Here is a 16835-nt window from a genome sequence, read left to right as displayed (position 1 = left end):
GGAGAAGCCCGCCCCGGACCGCAGCTCGCCCGAGCTGGGCCCGGACGGCCTCCCCCAGGTGTCGCTGCTGCGCCGCGGCGTGGAGCGCTGGCAGGCCGGCCACCCGTGGATCTACCGCGCGGACCTCAATGGAGACCCCGGGCTGCCCGGCGGCGAGGTGGTGCGCGTGACGGACACCCGGGGGTGGTTCCTGGGCAAGGCCTTCTATTCGAAGCACTCGAAGATTTCCCTGCGCTGGCTCTCCTTCGACGACGTCGCGGTGGACGCGGACTTCTTCCGTGAGCGGCTCCTGGCCGCGGACCGGCTGCGCCAGCTGGCCCTCCCGGGGGAGCGGACGTACCGGCTGGTGCATGGCGAGGCGGACGGCCTGCCCGGGCTCGTGGTGGACCGCTACGGCGACTACCTCAGCGCGCAGTTCCTAGTCCCCGCCATGGAGCAGCGCAAGGCGCTCATCGCCGACCTGCTCCAGGCGCAGTTCAACCCGCGCGGCATCATCAACCGCTCCGACGTCGGCGTGCGCAACCTGGAGGGCCTCACCCCGGAGAAGGGCGTGCTGCGCGGCGAACACCCCGGCCCGGTGTCCTTCGACGAGGGCCTGGTGAAGATGCGCGCGGACCTGCTGGAGGGCCAGAAGACGGGCGCCTTCCTGGACCAGCGCGAGAATCACGTCATGGCCGCGCACTACGCCCACGGCGAGGCGCTGGACTGCTTCTCCTACGTCGGCGGCTTCGCGCTCCAGCTCGCCACGCGGGCCCGGCACGTCACGGCGATTGAAATCTCCGAGGCGGCCTCGGCGCAGCTGCGGGAGAACGCGGCGGCCAACAAGCTGAGCAACCTGGACGTGGTGGTGGCCAACGCCTTCGACTACCTCCGCGACGCGGTGGACGACGGCAAGCACTTCGACACCATCGTCCTGGACCCGCCCTCCTTCGCGAAGAACAAGGACGCCATCCCCGCCGCGGTGCGCGGGTACAAGGAAATCAACCTCCGCGCCATCCAGCTGTTGCGGCCCGGCGGCATCCTCATCACCGCCAGCTGCACGTACCACGTGGACGAACAGGCCTTCGAGGACATGCTCGCCTCCGCCGCCGCGGACGCCCGCCGCCGCGTGCAAATCATCGAGCGCCGCGGCGCCAGCCGGGACCACCCCGTGCTGCTCAACCTGCGCGAGACGCGCTACCTGAAGTGCTTCGTGCTCCGGGTGCTTTGAGGCCACGCCCATGCGGACGCGGGACTGGGACGACGAGGAGGACGACGCGCCCCTGGGGGGCACCCGCGAACGGGAGCGCGCGCTGAAGGAAGTGCGCGCCGTCTACCGCCAGGCGGACGCGGCCTACGCCCCCTACTCCTGCCCGGCCAGCGGCGAGTGCTGCCAGCTGGCCGTCACGAAGCGCCAGCCCTGGCTGTGGCAGCCCGAATGGGAGCTGCTGTCCCGAGGCCGCCCGCTGCCCCCGCCCCGCGCGGACGGCGGCTGCCCCTACCTGGACGCCACGGGCCTGCGCTGCTCGGTGTACGCGGACCGGCCCTTCGGCTGCCGGACCTTCTTCTGCCAGCGCATCCAAGGCCCCTCACGCCAACCGGCGGAGACGGTGGCCACCCTGCTGGAGCGGCTGGAGCGTGTGTCCCAGCGCGTGGCCCCTTCGCTGAAGGCTCCGCGCCCCCTGTTGGACTGGCATGCGGAGGCCTGGCGTGCGACCACGAAAGCTTGAATTGCATCTTTTAAATTCAAGCCTAGGCAGGAATTCAAGGCGCGAACGCCCCGTTGATACATAGAAGTGTTGAAACACGCATGACCCCAGGAGTGGGAATGGCGCGGGGAGTGGTATGCCAGGGGTGGGGGCTCTCGCAGGTGAAGGACGCGGTACGGGTCCCCTGGCCTTCTGGAGTTCCCTGGACACCTCGGAAAGCGCCGAACCTTTCATCGTGATTGCTCCTCGCTGGCTCGTCGCACCGCAAGAATTCAAGGGAACGCTGTCCGCCGCGGAGGCGGCCGAAGCCATGGCTCGCGGCCTCCGCGAGTCCTCGCCGGAAGTGGTGCTGGACGTGGCGCCGCTCGCGGATGGCGGGCCGGGCACCGTGGAGGCGCTGCTGGCGGGCCTGCGTGGCGAGCGTCGTCAACAGGTGGTGCGTGGGCCGCTGGGCGCGCCCGTGGAAGCGCACTGGGCCCTGGTGGAGGACGGACGCACCGCGGTGGTGGAGATGGCCGCCGCGTCCGGCCTGTCACTGCTGGCGCCCGAGGCTCGCGACGCCCTGAAGGCGTCCACCTACGGCACGGGCGAGCTGATGCACGCGGCGCTGGAGTCGGGCTGCGAGCGCATCATCGTCTGCCTGGGCGGCAGCGCCACCACGGACGCGGGCACGGGGGCCCTCAACGCCCTGGGCTTCCGCTTCCTGGACGCGCGGGGACAGCCGCTTGCCCCGGGAGGCGCGGCGCTGGCCCAGCTCGCCCGCGTGGACGCGAGTGGCCGTCATCCCCGCCTGGGCGCCGTGGAGCTGCTGGGTGCCACGGACGTCACGTCTCCCCTGTTGGGGCCAGACGGAGCCGCGCGGCTCTTCGGTCCGCAGAAGGGCGCGGACGCGGCCGGCGTGGAAGCCCTGGAGGCGGCGCTGGCACACGCTGCCTCGGTGCTGGGGGAGACGTCCGCGGGCTGGCCCGGCGCGGGCGCGGCGGGCGGCTTCGGCTTTGGCCTGCAGGCGCTCGCGGGCGCGCGACTGGTGCCCGGCTACGAGCTGGTGTCACGCGCGCTGGGCCTGGAGCGGCGCGTGTTGATGGCGGACGTGGTGCTCACCGGCGAGGGCCGCTTCGACCGTCAGACGGCGCTGGGCAAGGGCCCGGGCGGCCTCGCGCGGATGGCCCGAGAGCAAGGCACGCCGGTGGTGCTCTTCGCCGGACAGGTGCGGCGGGATGAGGGCCTGGCGCTGGACCTCTTCCACGAGGTGGTGGAGCTGAGCGCCCACGCCCAGCCGGGCGAAGCGGCCTCGAAGGTGCTGTGCGAGGCCGCCGCGCGGTGGGCCGCCCAGCGCCTCAAGGGACGCTGAGCTGGGCCGTCACTTCGAGCCGGGCTTCGCCGGTGCCGCGCCCGCCAGCTTCCAGTGCACCAGCGCGTCCTTCGTCCCGTCATACATGACGAGCGACGGCGCCCCGCCCGTCCACAGCAGCGCCGCGCCCTTCTCCGGGACGGCGCCCAGCGCCAGGGGCGGCTTGAAGGCCGCGCCCACCTGCTGCACGTACAGGTGCGGGTCGCGGCCCGCGCTGTTCAGCACGCGGTAGTAGAGCCAGTCGCCCTCGGGTGACAGCGAGCCCAGCGTCACCGATTCGCCCGACGCATAACGCGCCAGCCGCACCGTCACCGCGGGCGCGCCTTCCCACGACACGCGCCAGATGCCGGGGTCCTCGGGCTTCTCCTTGCCCTCCTCCCGCTTCGGCGCCACGTCACGGCCCAGGGCCACGAGCGCCACCGGCAACGAGGGATGCAGACGCAGCGACTGCACCGTGAGGCCATCCACCGCCAGCTTGCGCAGCGCGAGCGCCAGCGGGTGCTCCGGCTGGGGTTTGGCCAAATCCGGCCCGTAGAGCTCCAGCGGCGCGCCGGGCTTCTGCACCGCCACCAGCCCCGCGCCCGCGTCCCACTTCACCGCGCCGACGACGGAGCCCAGCTCCAGCGAGCCCTGCTGCACGCGCTTGTCGCCGTCCAGCCGCCAGGTGCGCAGCCGGAAGTCGATGCGGTCCTCGGTGACGTAGTGCGTGGTGTCCTCCAGTTCCACCGCCACCACCTGCGGCGTGTGGGAGACCCAGGCGCCGCGGCTGGCCACCTCTTCCAGGCGCCCGGCCATGGACCACGTCTTGGCCAGCTGCCACTTGAGGTCGTACAGCACCAGCCGCCGCGTCTGGAGGTACGCCAGGTGCGTGGGTGACGGCGGCAGCATCGCGTGCAGCTCGCCCCCGGACACCTGCTCCAGGTACTCGTCGTCCACCTCGACGCGGCGCACCTCGGGGCCGGACAGCTCCAGCCGCCAGAGCTTGTCGTTCAGCGTGAGCACCGCCACCGAATCCGGCACGGGCGCCGGAAACACGAGCGCCACCTCGTTCCAGGGGAACGGCGAGGCCTGACGCACGGGCGCCGCGGGCGCGGGCAGCCCGGGCGTCAGCAGAAAGGGGTCCTTGTTGGGCTCCATGGGCGGGCGCTCCTACTTCGCCTTCGTGGTCGCGGAGAACAGCATGGGGCCGCTGGCCAGCCCGCCCGCCTTGTCAATCTGCTCCAGCGGGTGCTGCAGGCGCATCAGCGTCGTGAAGTTGTCCTCGAGCTTGTCCACCGGAGCGCCCGTCACCTTGAGCTTCTCCTGGAGCGCCTTGAGGCCCTCCTTCATCTTCGGGGCGACCTCCATCATGCGGTAGTAGCGCATGGGATTGACGATGGCGAACTGGGTGAAGAGGTTCACCTGCGTCGGCAGCTCCTTCTGGATGAACTCCAGCCCGCGAATCGTCCGGCTGTACCAGGCCGCGTACTCCACGGGCTCGGCGGTAATCATGTACCAGTCGGTGCCGAACATGACCTTCTTCAGCATCCACGGACTGGACTTGAGGATTTCCGCGAGCAGCTTCCACTTCTGCTTCTCCATCAAGTCCAGATAGGAGATGTCCGTGTAGAAGTTGGGGAACTCGTCGCACAGCTCGACGATGGAGCCAATCCAGCTCTTGTCGTATTGGACCTTCTGGCTGTCCTGCTTGACGGTGAGCCCCTTGCGGAAGTCCCAGAAGGTGCCGTCGCTGGCGAAGTGCGCCAGACACAAGCGCAGCTTCGGATTGTCATTGAGCACCGGGCGCCACGCCTCCGGGTGCACGTAGTTCTCGTAGAAGTAGCGCATCCGGCCCGGATTCAGCAGCTTCTCCTTGGCCTCGATGGCGTCCTCCACGCCGTTGCGCGCGCGGCGGAGCACCAGCGGGATGTGGCTCCTCCAGCTCGCCTCCAGCTCCGTCACGTAGTCGCGCGCCTTGGTGATGTTCGCGTCCGCGGCGGCGATGGCCTCCTGCGAGGGCCAGTACTTCGGGTCCTTCCGGATGGCCTCGTCCGGCTCATGGTCCAGGTAGAAGCGCCGCTCGTGCGTGTAGAAGCCCGACGGCGTGCAGTGGGTCATCAGCGGGATGTCCTTCGACGCGCATTCGGAGAAGAACCAGCTCAGGATGTCCTTCGCCGGCGCGTGGCGCTCCTTCGGCATGTAGCCCTGCGGGCTGTACATCTTGAAGCCGATGTAGGGCGCGGCCTGGGAGGCCGTCACCACCTTCTTGAAGGGCGCGGCCTTGTCCCCGTTCTTGATGAAGCGGCGCGGCTCGAAGTGATACATCGGCAGCAGCCGGAAGGGGTGCTCCGCCGTCACCTGCTCGGTGTGCCGGAGCTGCCGGCTCCACGTCTCGTGGAGGTCCGCCTCGTCGGACTTCGCGACAATCTTCTCACCCAGGTCGTCGGACTTCGTGCGCCAGCGGTAGGTGATGCCGGGCCCGGACTCCGTCTCCTCCTCGGTGTAGATGGGGTCGCCCTGGTAGCCAGCCAGGTGGCAGTAGTCCATGTCCATGGTGAGGACGATGGACATGCCCATGTAGGAAGCGCTGGCCTCCGCGTGGCCCTGCGTGGACGCATAGGCCCGCAGGGGCGCGGGGATGGTGTACTCCTCCACGTTGCCCATGCCATCCGCGGCGTAGCCCGTCCGGTCCTGGGCGAGGCTGTCATTGGAGCGCACGGCCTCTTCGCCAATGCGGTGCGTGTCGCGGTGGGACACATCCCCGATGTCGGGCGCGAACGGGATTTTCGCCGCCCAGAAGCCCAGGCGGTTGATCTTGGTGCGGCTGGTGCCCGTGCCGATGAGGAAGCCCAGGCCCTTGTCCTTCATCATCTGCACCAGCGCGGGCATGGGCGTGCAGTTGCCGCTCATGATGTGCATGTGCGCGTCGAAGTGGACGGGCGGCAGCGTGAGCGGCGTCCCCGACGTGGCGATGAGGTTCTGCGGCCCGCCGGCGGACACCTGGTTCTCCGGCATGTCCGGGATGATGACCCGGTCCTCCGCCTTCACCTCATTGGCGCCGCGCGTGGCGCGCAGGCCCCCGTTGTCCGGATGCTCGTAGATGAGCTTCCAGTCCTTGAACCCGTACTTCTGCGCGATTGAGTCGGGGGAGTCCCCGTCCTTGACGACGTACGTTTCCATCGCTGGCCTATCCGAAATGGCGCGTGTGCCCGCGCGGGCAGGTACGGCTCAGGAACCCTTGTTGATGCGGCCTGACATCTCCGGGAAGACGATGCGGTAGTCGCCGGGCGGCACCTTCTCCACCACGCCCTTCCCGCTCCCGTCCACGCGGCCCTTCTTGATGCTTCCGTCGGGCATGTGCAGCTCGAAGGGCTGATCTTTGATGGGCTTGCCGTCCACGCCCTTGAGGTTGAACTCGACGTTGACGGGGTCCGGGTCCTTGAGGTGCTCCAGCTCCTTCGCCTCACGCGAGTCGCTCTTGAGCGAACCGGCCGCCTCCATCTTCACCTTGCCACCCTTGATCTTCACTTCCTTGCCGTCGACGGTGAGCGTCTTGAGGGCGAAGGTCACCTTGCCGGACTTCTCCATCTTCAAGATGAGGTTGTCACCGACGAGCAGCGAGAAGGTGTCCGCCTTCAGCTCGAACTTCTTGGCCAGGCCCGCCATGGCCTCGGTGACGTAGATGCCGGTGGTCTTCCCGATGTCCTCTTCCCAGTCCTTGCCGATGGTCAGCGTGAGCTGGCCCTTGGTGCGCAAGTCCCAGTCCTGGCCGACGTCCACCGTCTTGTCCTTGGCGACCGTCTCCTGACGCGAGCCCAGCACGTGCTCGGTGTGCGCGGCGGCGACCTCCAGACCGCGCGCGCCGCCGGTGGCCTCGTTGTAGGCCAGCGCCACGTTGACGCTGTAGACGCCGCCAATGGTGGTGGCCTTCGCGGCGCCCACGTTCTCCATGGCGCCCTGGAGCACCAGCGCGGTGAGGTTGCCCCCCACCGTCATCGTCTGGTTCCCCTCCACCTCCTCGTCGTGGGACAGCGTCGTCCGGGTGGCGCGGTTGCCCTGCACCAGCAACGTCTGGTTCTGCTCCACGACGCCCACGTCGTCCAACCCCACGCGCAGCTCCTGGTTGCCCTCCACCGTGCGCTCGCGGTCCTTCTTCACCAGCAGGTCCTCGAAGCCCGTCACCTGCTGGTCCTTGTCGTTCTCCGTGAGCAGGTCCTCGTCCTTCTGCGCGTGGGTGAAGACCTCCTCCTGGCCCGCCGCGTCCTCGACTCGGACCTCGTTGAAGCCGTCGCTGCCCAGGCTGGACGCGCTCTTGCGCGTGGACTTCGTCTTCTCCCCAGGCAGGCCATACGGCACCGTGTTGGTCCCGTTGTAGACGGCCCCCGCCACCAGCGGCCGGTCCGGGTCGCCTTCCAGGAAGCGCACCACCACCTCCTGGCCAATGCGCGGCAGCCACACGTCTCCCCAGGCCGGCCCGCCCCACGGCTGGCCCACCCGCACCCAGCACGAGGACTTCTCGTCCCGCTTGCCCTCGCGGTCCCAGTGGAACTGCACCTTGATGCGCCCGTGCTCGTCGGTGTGAATCTCCTCGCCCGCGGGGCCCACCACCGTGGCCGTCTGCGGGCCCGCCAGCTGCGGCAGGGGCGTCAGGCGCCGGGGCCGGAAGGGCACCGCCTTGGGCAACAACTGGTACTGGTTGCGGTACAGGCCCTGAATCGCCTCGCTGCCCGCGCTGACGTCCGGCTGCGTGCCCGAATGCACCACCTCCGTCACCAGGTACTCGCCCGCGAAGGTGCCGTCCTCCGGCGACTGCACCTCCAGCAGGTACCCGGGCGTCAGGCGCGGCGCCACGCCCTGTCCCATCAGCGTGCGCCCGCCCATGCTGGCAGCCTCCGTGCGCACGTTCGTCGCCGCCTTGCCCACGCCCGGCGCCACGTAGCCCGCTGGGTAGTCGTAGAGCTCCAGCTCCGTGACACCTTCGGGCGCCTGCGCCTTGCCGGAGATGTCCAGGCTGGGCTTCTCGAAGTCGAAGTCCTTCAGGTGCACGGCGCCGGGACGCAGCCGGTGCACCACCTCCAGCGCGGAGAGGTACTCACCTTCCACCACCTCCTTGCCCAGGCTGGGGCGCAGCGGCAGTTGCAGGCCCTGCGGCAGGGGCGCGTGCGCGCTGGGCTTGTCTCCCAGCACCAGCGTGTGCCCGTCCTCGGCGTGCTCGAAGAAGTAGAAGATGCCTTCCCACTCCATGAGGCGGCTGAGGAAGGCGAAGTCGCTCTCCCGGTACTGCACGCAGTACTCGCGGGGGGCGTAGCTGCCGGACAAGGCCAGCCGCGTCTTCACGCCCGCCTCGCCCAGGACGGCATTGAGGATGTCCGGCACGGACTTCTGCTGGAAGATGCGGCTGCGGTGGTGCTGGGTGAGCCGCCACAGCCGGGGCACCACGTGCGCCCGGTAGCGGCGGCGGCCCGTCTTCATTCCCAGCGACTCCACCTCGCGCACCCAGCCATGCACGTAGCGCGGCGCGCTGTCGCGGATGGCCAGCGTCAGCAGCGCGTCCTGCTCCAGCAGCTCGCTGGTGGCGATGGGCTCGCCATCCTTCGCGAAGAAGTCCACCCGGAAGTCGAACAGGTGGCTCAACGCCTCAGTGCCCGAAATGCCCGAGACGCTCAGCGCCTCGGCGCCATGCGCGCCGAGCTGCACCGTGAACGCAGGCGGATTGAACTGAGCGGCCATGACTCCCCCTTCACCGACGCGGAGGTCCCCAGCCTCGCCGGGAACGAACGGGAGATTCTACCACACGCGGGGTACGTGGGCGCACTCGCTCGGAATGCCGCCCCGGCTACCCCTCCAGCGGGTCCGAGGTCCGGACCACCCGCATCCCCGCCGCCTGGAAGTCCCGGAGGGCCTCCTTCGCCAGCCGGGGGAAGTCCAGCGAGGCGGGCAGCGGCGCCAGGGGGGGCGCCGGCACCGGACTCATGGCGTCCTCCAGGATGTGGATGCGGCCCATCTTCGACGGGTCCGTCCGTTCAATGTGACGCCGCAGGTCCAGCAGCGTGTTCAGCACGCAGTGGGAGCTGGCCTGGCCGAACACGTAGACGCGGTCGAAGGACATCAGGTGCTCGAAGAGGCGCGTATTGAAGGCCCCGACCTGCTGCCCCTTCACCTCCGTCACCTCGGGCGACAGCACGGAGTAGTTCTCCGTGAGCGGGTGCTCCCCCTTCAGCTCGAAGTGCGTGGGCACGTCGCGCACCAGGGCGTGGAAGAGGCTCGCCTCGAAGACGGACGGCACCAGCGCGTGGCTCAGGCCGCCCAGCATCGCGTGGAAGGGCCAGACGGTGAGCACGTACCGGCCGCTGGCCTCCAGTTGCTCGCAGTAGGCCAGGCTCTCCTCGTGGGAGCGCGTGGCCCGCCACCGGCCGGAGCGCACGTCTGACGCGGTGATGGCCGTGAGCGGCGGCGGCGGCCGGCCCTCCGCGTCCCGCCACCAGGACGGATGGAACACGTGGAACGCCCGGTGGGTGTCTAGCGAGAACACCAGCTCCGTCACCCGGTCCAGGTTCGCGTAGAGCCAGCGCAGCGTGCGCTGGGTGTCCTCCACCGCGCCGGGCACGAAGAGACTGGCGCCCGGCGTGCAGAAGGCCACCTGCACGTCGATACCGAACGCGGCGATGCGCGTCGCGTCCTCGCGCGCGGGGCGGAGGCGGTGCTCCGCCACGTAGCGGAGGGCCTCCTCCGCAACCTCCGCGCCACGCTCCAGGAAGAGCTGGCTGACGCGGGCGTCCTCGTGGAAGCGGGGAATGGGTAAGGGCATCTCGGCCTCAGCGCTGCTGCTGGGGGAAGTGGCGGCGGTGCAGCGCATCCACCAGCGCCTGCGTCGCGGCGGTGTAGGCCACGCGCGCCTCGGCCGCCGGCTCCCGCGCCCCCACCAGCGACGGAGTCTCCGGCGCGCTCTCCATGAGTGGGATGTAGCCGTCCGGGACGGGCTCGCCCACCTGGCCCACCAGCCCGATGGGCCCCGAGCCATGGCGGCGGCGGAAGAGGACGGGCTCGCCGGGGATGCTCTTCTTGCCCTCGGCCAGCTCGTTGCCGAACTTCATCACCGGCGTGTTGCCCGTGCGTGACAGCTTGTAGATGGCGGCGACCTTGTCCCGGGTGAGCGGGCAGTCCATGGTCCGCGCGACGATGTGACCGCCGTAGCCGTAGAACTGGGCCGACGGCTCCCAGCCCACCTGCCGCCGCAGCTCCTCGAACTCCCGCGTGGCCTCCGCGTCCAGTCCGTCCTCCAGGATGTTGACGGGGCGAATCCCCAGGTCCCGCGCCCGCGTCACCGCGTAGAGGTACTGGAGCTTCTTGTTGCCGGAGTCGAAGCGGATGGAGTCGTTGTTGCCGGGCTCCTCCTGGATGAGCTGGAAGGCCGCGGGGATTCCGGACGTGAGCGTGTCGAAGGTGTCCAGCAGGTAGCTGGAGCGCTGCGGCCGGCGCTCGCGCATGGCCCGGAACGCGGCCTCATCCGAGCCATAGCGCTGGATGTGCTCGTGCCCCATGGTGCCCACCGGGGCCATGCCCAGCTTCGCGGCCCCGTCCACGTTGGAGGTGCGCGTGACGCCAGCGTCCTTGCAGCTTCGCAGCGCCAACTCGTGCTGCTCCAGACAGGTGGCCGCGCGCAGGCCCACCTCGAAGATGCGGGACGGGTCCTCGACGATGTCCACCAACTCCTTGACGGTGGCGAAGACGCGCTTGGCGTAGCCCTCAGCGTCCACGGTGATGGGCACCGCCTTCACGCCCACCGCGTCGAGCGTCTCCAGCGCGATGGCCTTCTGCGCGTCGCACGTCACGGTGGCCAGCGCGCGGGCCAGCGCGTCCCGGTCCGACAGCGCCAGGGTGGCGACCTGGATGCGGAAGTTGAGCTGGAGCAGCAGCGGCTCCACCCAGGACACCAGCGCCGACGGGCCCGTCAGCGTGAGGATGGGCTCGCGCGGGTAGAAGAGCGCGCCCTTGGGGATGGCGCGGATGCTGAGCTTCTCACGGCGGAGGATGGCCGCCTTGAACCCCACGCCCATCTCATAGTCGTACCGGCCCAGGTAGTCGTAGTCCTCCGCCCTGGGCTCCGGGATGAGCGACTGGACGAAGGCCGCCACGTCGAGCGGCATCACCTGGAGCCCCCCCCGCCGGTGCGAGTAGTAGAACGTTTCCCGACGAAGCGGCCAGCCAGCCTCCGCCATGCTGAACTTGTAGCCATCCGTCGCGAGCAGCGAGGTCGACATCCTGGGGTCCTTCCTCCGATGTCGTGAAGAGTAAACGCGTCAGGGTTGCGTTTCCTAATCACCCCTCGTGGATTCCCCGGGCATGACTTGAAAGCGGGGTTAAATGGAGGCGCATGCCCCGTGAGCCCACCAGACGCCTGCTGCCAGCGCTCGTCGCGAGCCTGGGCGTGCATGGGCTCCTGTGGCTGGCCCTGGAGGGCGGGGGGGAGCCCGTCACGCGGCCACCTCCGCCTGACTTGCCACCGGCCCTTGAATGGGTCGACGTGGAGGTGGCGGAGGCACCACCCGCGCGGGCCGCGGAGCCTCCTCCGGAACCCGCCTCGCCGCCCAGGGCCACCGGCACTCCGCCGCTGGAGCGCGACCCAGCGCCTGCCCACGAGAGTCCCCAGTTCGCGCACGACACGCCCGTCGCCCAGGCGGACGCGCAGCCTGCACGTGACGCGGAGGTTCCCGACACGGCGCCGGCAAGCCCCCGCTTCGCGGACGCGCCCCTGGCGGGCACACCTCCCACGGACATTCCCCGCGCCAACGCCGCCCCGGGCTCGCGGCTGTTGCTCGCGGCCCGTCAGGTCACCGCGCTTCCAGGAGCGCACCACGGCGTGGCGGCGGAGCTCGACGGCGGCGTCGTGGACCCGCGGGCGCCGCCTTCGGCCCAGGCCCTGGTGGAGGAGCTGGTGTCCGAAAGCGTGGGCCGAGGCCGGGTGGAGCGCGGGCTGGTGCACCCTTACTACGGACAGCTCGGCAAGGCGCTGATGAAGGCGTGGGACGCCGACCGCGCCGTGAAGGAGCACGGCCTCCAGGGCTACTTCGACATGGGCATGGAGCGCGGCCGCGCGTACTCGCGCATCTGGATGGAGCGCGCGTCGGACTACGGCGCGTCGGGCTCGTTCGCCGCGAAGAATGGCCCGGGCGAGGACCGGCGCAGGCCGCTCAGCACGGCCGGAGACCCCACGCTCAATGCCCGCCGCGAGCTGCGCCAGCAGATGCGCCAGGAGTTCCGCACCACGCGCCGTGCCCTCATCCGCGTCGTCCAGGACACGAAGGGGAACCTCGTGGACGTGCACCTCCTGGAGCCCAGCCACGAGCCCCAGGTCGACAAGGAGGCCCTCAAGGACGTGCGCGCCATGGCGGAGAAGCTGCCCCCGCCGCCGGACGAGGCCGTGGGCGGCCGCTCGCGGCTCACCAGTGTCTGGGAGTTCGAGCTGCTCATCTCCATCAGCCCGCCCGTCCCCACCTTCAGCTTCGAGTTCGACGAAGCGCTCGGCTTCATCGACGCCCGCCTTCCGCTGGACCGCCGCATCTACAAGCGCGTGCGGCTGGTCGAGGTCCGCTGAGCCGGCTCAGGACGCGCGGGACTTGCGCGCCGCCTTCGCCTTGGGCTTCGCGGGCCTGGCGCTCTTCGCCTCCACCGCCGCGCCACGCGCGCGGCCGGAGCGCGCCGTCGTGGTGACCTGCGGGCCATAGAGGCGCGCATAGTCCTTCATGCTGCGCTTGATGACCTCGAGCGCCTCCGGCTGGTCGTAGACCTCGGCGATCTCCACGCTGCGCTTCCCCTCACCGGGAATCTGCTTGTAGGTGAGGAAGTAGTGCTTGAGGCGGTCGAGCAGCGCGCGCGGGAGCTGCGCGATGTGCTGCAGCTCGCCGTACACCAGGTCGGACTCCAGCACCGCGATGATCTTGTCGTCGGCCTCGTCGCCGTCGACCATGCGGAAGCCGCCGATGGGAATCGCGCGCACCAGCAGGTTGCCGCTAGAGATGACCTTCTCCGTCAGCACGCAGATGTCGATGGGGTCCCCGTCGCCCTTGATGTCCTTCAGGCCCGTGCGCTCGGCGCAGCGCTTCGCCACCAGCTCGTCGCAGTACGTCTGCGGGATGAAGCCGTAGAGCGTGGGGCACTGGCTGCTGAAGCGCTGCGGCCGGTCCAGCTTGAGGATGCCGGACTCCTTGTCCAGCTCGTACTTCACCGCGTCCGTGGGGACGATTTCGATGTACGCGGTGACGATTTCGGGGGCGTCCTCACCCGGGGTGATGCCGTGCCACGGGTGCGCCTGGGAGGTGGTCTGGATTGGCTTCTTCATGGCGTGTCTCCCGAGCGCTTGCAGGCCTCGGCATAGAGTTCTGCGACCGCGTCCTCCAACTGGCGCGTGAGCGCGTCGCGGTCCTGCATCGTCAGTCCCTGGGTGGAAATGGGCTTGCCCACCATCAGCGCCACCCGCTGGCCCCACCGCACGGCCCGGCCCCCCTTGGGAAGGATGAGCCGCGTTCCCGACACGGCCAGGGGCACCACCGGAACGCCCGCCTGGATGGCCAGCGCCGCGGCGCCCTTCTTGAACGGCCGCAGCCGCCCATCCGTGCTGCGCGTGCCCTCCGCGAAGAAGAGCACGCTCACCCGCTCCCGCAGCGCCGTGACGGCTTCCGACAGGCGGGCCCTGTCTCCCCCGCCGCCGGTGCGCTCCACCGGGATGTTGCCCGCGCGCCGGAGCGCCGGCCCGAAGACGGGGATGCGGAACAGCTCCGCCTTGGCCACGTAACGCGTGTGCTTGCGGATGTGGGCGAAGTTCACCAGCGCGTCGTAGTGCGACTGGTGGTTGCTCGCGAAGACGACGTGTGTGTCAGTGGGGAGGTTCTCGAGCCCCACCACCTCATGCCGCACGCCCGCGGACGCCAGCACCGAGCGCGCCCACAGCACCAGCAAGCCGTCCGCGTCCTTGGCGTCCCGCAGCGACAGCGCCGACACCACGGGAGACAGCACACCGGTGATGCCCACCGCCGCCGTTCCAGCAAAGGCCGTCTGCAGGAGCTTGCGAATCAAACGAACTCGTGGGCGGGGAAGAGGAGCACGTCCGAGATGCGCTGGACCCCGAGCAGCAGCATCAGGATTCTATCGAGCCCGACGGCGATGCCCGCCGAGGGTGGCATTCGCCCTACCGCGTCAAGGAACCGCTCGTCCAGAGGATACACGGCCCGGCCCAGCTGGCGCCTGAGCGCCTGTTCTTCTGTCAATCGTGCGCGCTGTTCCTCGGGGTCCGTCAGCTCGGAGAACCCGTTCGCCAGCTCAAGGCCCTTGGCGTACAGCTCCACCCGCTCCGCCACCGTGGTGTCACCGGGCTTCAGCCGGGACAGCGCCGCCATGGAGGCCGGGTACTCAATCAAGAAGGTGGGCCGCTCGTGGCCCAGGCCGGTCTCCACCTTCTGGAGGAAGAGGTGGAAGAAGACGTCGTCGAACGTCTCCGCGTCCCCGGTGCGCACCCCGGCCGCCTCCGCCGCCCGCTTCAACGACGGGCCGTCCGCGTGCTGGCGGAGGTCCACCCCGGTGGCGCGCAGCACCGCGTCACGCACCGTCAGGCGCTCATAGGGGGTGCGCGTGAAGAAGGCCGGGTCCGCCCCGGGCTCCCCTTCCGTCGCGCCGCGGCCGGCCTCCGCCAGCGCCCCTTCCAGGTCCTCCATGATGGCGTGGTAGTCCGCGTGGGGCCGGTAGAACTCCAGCATCGTGAATTCCGGATTGTGGGTCGGGGAGACCTCCCCATTCCGGAACACCTTGCAGAGCTGGAACAACGGCCCGGCCCCGTCCGCGAGCAGCCGCTTCATGGCGTACTCGGGGCTGGTGTGCAGGTAGAGCGTCCGCGCGGAGCCCACGTCCGTTTCCGGGATGAAGCCGGCCTCGAACGCGTTGATATGCGGCTCCATCCCCGGGGTGGGGATGAGCAGCGGCGTCTCCACCTCCAGGTAGCCATGGGCGGCGAAGAAACGTCGCAGGGCGGAGTAGAGGGACTGGCGTCCCCGGGCGGCCCGCCATTGAGAAAGATTGGGCATGGGCAGCGCGCAAGTAACATGAGGAGCCACATGCACCCAAGGATTCCCCTGCTGCTGGCCTTCGCCTGCTGCCTCACTGCCTGCCCCAAGGGCCCGCCCGCCGATGGCCGGCAGGTCCTCTCCGAGCAGCAGCAGCTCGAGGCGGACGTCAGCGCCATGTCCTCGAAGGCTGAAACCCTCCTCGAAGCCCAGAGCCGCCTGGTGTGGGGCTTCTGGACGGAGGGCCGCCACGTGGACGTCGCCGCCACCTACGCCGGACAGGAGGCGCTCTTCACCATCGAGAACATCCGAAGAATCGACCGGCTGCGCCAGCTCACGGACGACGCCCGCGAGGTGCGCGCCCTCACCGCGCTGCACTCGCACTTCGCCGGCGAGTACCTGTCCCACGCGCTGGCCGAGTTCAACGACGCGGCCGCCAACCTGGAGGCGTCCCTCACCTTCCCCGTGGACGGCAAGGACGTGCGCTACCGGGACCTGGAGCGGCTGCTCGCCAACGAGCGCACGGTGGCGCGGCGCCGGGCCCTGTACGCCGCGGCCACGCCCGCGATTGAGCGGCTCAACCAGACGCTGCGCCGCCGCGAGGAGCGCGCGGACGCGCTGGTGCGCGAGCTGGGCTTCGCGTCCTACGAGGCCTTCGGCAGCGAGCTGCGGCAGGCGGACCTGGGGCGGCTGAGCGTGCTGGCGGAGGAAATCCTCCAGGCCACGCAGGCCCCCTACCGCGTGGTGATGGAGCGGCTGAGCCAGCGCGAGCTGGGCATGCCGTTCAAGGACATCACCCGCGCGGACATCCCCCGCCTGTTCCGCTCGCGCGAGGTGGAGGACGCCTTCCCCAGGGGCGAATCCCTGCTCAAGGCCCACGGGACGCTGTCGGGCATGGGCCTGGACCTGGGGGAGCTGCCCAACGTCACCATCGACGCGCGGGACGTGAAGGCCAAGAGCCCGCGCCCGCTGGCGCTGGCGGTCCGCGTGCCCTCCGACGTGCGCATCTCCTTCAAGCCGGGCTCGGGCGTGCTGCACCAGGCGCGCGTGCTCCACGAGTTCGGCCACGCGCTGCACGCGGCCTTCACCACGGAGACGCGCTTCGAGCTGGCGCGCCTGGGCAACCCCACCGTGGGCGAGGCCTACTCCGCCCTCTTCGAGGACCTGGCCGAGGACCCGGTGTGGCTGGAGGAGCACGCGGGCGTCAGCGGCGAGCAGCGCGCGCAGTACCTGGCCGCGTCCAGCGCGCACAAGCTGTACCTCATCCGCCACGCCGCGGGCCGGCTGCTCTACCAGTTGGAGCTGCACCGCCGCGTCGAAGCGGACCCGAAGGCGCTGTACCGCGAGGTCATGTCGCGCACCGACGACATCCCGATGACGGACGAGGACACCGAGCGCTACCTCGTGGACCAGGAGGACTTCTTCCAGTCCGCGGACAGCTTCCGCGCGTGGTTCCTGGCGGGCCAGCTCCAGGCGCAGCTCAAGGCGCGCTTCGGCCCCGCGTGGTGGCGCACGTCGCAGGCGGGCGAGTTCCTCAAGGCGCTGTGGGCCAAGGGCAACGGCCTGTCCGCGCGCGAGGTGGCCCAGGCCATTGGGGAGAAGGGCATCGAGCCGGACGTGCTGCTGCTGCGGCTGGGAACCACGCTCCAGGTGCCCATGAAGCTCAACCTCGAAGGCGTGGAGGACGCCATCCTCCCCGCCGCGCCCGGGCTGGAGGACTTCACCCAGCCCCCGCCCGCGCCGGGGCTGGAGGACTTCAGCGCC

Annotated in this window: 13 protein-coding genes; 5 read left to right on the top strand and 8 right to left on the bottom strand. The window is 70.0% G+C overall.

From position 1 onward, the window contains the following. The 3 genes from HV824_RS29940 to HV824_RS29930 all read left to right on the top strand — a co-directional run. A partial coding sequence (locus HV824_RS29940) for a class I SAM-dependent rRNA methyltransferase (RefSeq protein WP_255208452.1) occupies positions 1-1210 on the top strand: 1210 nt, incomplete at its 5' end. Between the two features lie 10 nt (positions 1211-1220). Further along, the gene (locus HV824_RS29935; protein WP_176420105.1) at positions 1221-1709 is read left to right on the top strand and encodes a YkgJ family cysteine cluster protein; all 489 of its coding nucleotides are present in this window, start codon (positions 1221-1223) and stop codon (positions 1707-1709) included. Positions 1710-1923: 214 nt separating this feature from the next. Then, positions 1924-3039, top strand: a complete 1116-nt coding sequence (locus tag HV824_RS29930; protein WP_176424801.1) for a glycerate kinase — start codon at positions 1924-1926, stop codon at positions 3037-3039. 9 nt (positions 3040-3048) lie between these two features. Here HV824_RS29930 and HV824_RS29925 read toward each other — a convergent pair whose 3' ends face one another. The 5 genes from HV824_RS29925 to HV824_RS29905 all read right to left on the bottom strand — a co-directional run bounded on the left by HV824_RS29925 (position 3049) and on the right by HV824_RS29905 (position 11279). Beyond that, positions 3049-4176 (bottom strand): hypothetical protein, encoded by a 1128-nt coding sequence (locus HV824_RS29925; protein ID WP_176420107.1) that lies wholly within the window; start codon positions 4174-4176, stop codon positions 3049-3051. A 12-nt stretch (positions 4177-4188) separates the two neighbouring features. Then, positions 4189-6198 (bottom strand): hypothetical protein, encoded by a 2010-nt coding sequence (locus HV824_RS29920; RefSeq protein ID WP_176424800.1) that lies wholly within the window; start codon positions 6196-6198, stop codon positions 4189-4191. A 48-nt stretch (positions 6199-6246) separates the two neighbouring features. Next, entirely contained in the window at positions 6247-8748 is a 2502-nt protein-coding gene (tssI, locus tag HV824_RS29915) for a type VI secretion system tip protein VgrG (RefSeq protein WP_176420109.1), read from the bottom strand. Positions 8749-8854: 106 nt separating this feature from the next. Continuing rightward, a complete protein-coding gene (locus HV824_RS29910; protein WP_176420110.1) occupies positions 8855-9826 on the bottom strand; it encodes a nicotinamidase in 972 nt (323 codons plus the stop codon). 7 nt (positions 9827-9833) lie between these two features. Then, positions 9834-11279: a nicotinate phosphoribosyltransferase gene (locus tag HV824_RS29905; RefSeq protein ID WP_176420111.1), complete on the bottom strand. Its 1446-nt coding sequence runs from the start codon at positions 11277-11279 to the stop codon at positions 9834-9836. 113 nt (positions 11280-11392) lie between these two features. On the opposite strand from HV824_RS29905, the gene HV824_RS29900 reads away from it, so the two are divergent. Continuing rightward, positions 11393-12613, top strand: a complete 1221-nt coding sequence (locus tag HV824_RS29900) for a TonB C-terminal domain-containing protein (protein ID WP_176424799.1) — start codon at positions 11393-11395, stop codon at positions 12611-12613. A gap of 6 nt (positions 12614-12619) precedes the next feature. On the opposite strand, the gene HV824_RS29895 is transcribed toward HV824_RS29900, so the two are convergent. Genes HV824_RS29895 through epmA form a run of 3 tightly spaced genes read right to left on the bottom strand, consistent with a single transcriptional unit; the run spans position 12620 to position 15092 of the window. Continuing rightward, a complete protein-coding gene (locus HV824_RS29895; protein WP_176424798.1) occupies positions 12620-13357 on the bottom strand; it encodes an inorganic pyrophosphatase in 738 nt (245 codons plus the stop codon). Next, complete coding sequence (locus tag HV824_RS29890; RefSeq protein WP_176420114.1) at positions 13354-14091, bottom strand: 1-acyl-sn-glycerol-3-phosphate acyltransferase; 738 nt, start codon at positions 14089-14091, stop codon at positions 13354-13356. Before HV824_RS29890 ends, HV824_RS29895 begins: the two co-directional genes overlap by 4 nt. Beyond that, positions 14088-15092, bottom strand: a complete 1005-nt coding sequence (epmA, locus tag HV824_RS29885) for an EF-P lysine aminoacylase EpmA (protein ID WP_176420115.1) — start codon at positions 15090-15092, stop codon at positions 14088-14090. Before epmA ends, HV824_RS29890 begins: the two co-directional genes overlap by 4 nt. Before the next feature lie 30 nt (positions 15093-15122). On the opposite strand from epmA, the gene HV824_RS29880 reads away from it, so the two are divergent. Continuing rightward, positions 15123-16835, top strand: a 1713-nt coding sequence (locus HV824_RS29880; RefSeq protein ID WP_176424797.1) for a chromosome segregation protein SMC, incomplete at its 3' end; no start/stop codon positions are given.

The sequence above is a fragment of the Myxococcus sp. AM009 genome (assembly GCF_013372605.1).
Lineage (GTDB): Bacteria > Myxococcota > Myxococcia > Myxococcales > Myxococcaceae > Myxococcus > Myxococcus vastator.
Note: the sequence above shows the minus strand (reverse complement) of the source record. Positions and strands in the feature narration are given on the sequence as shown.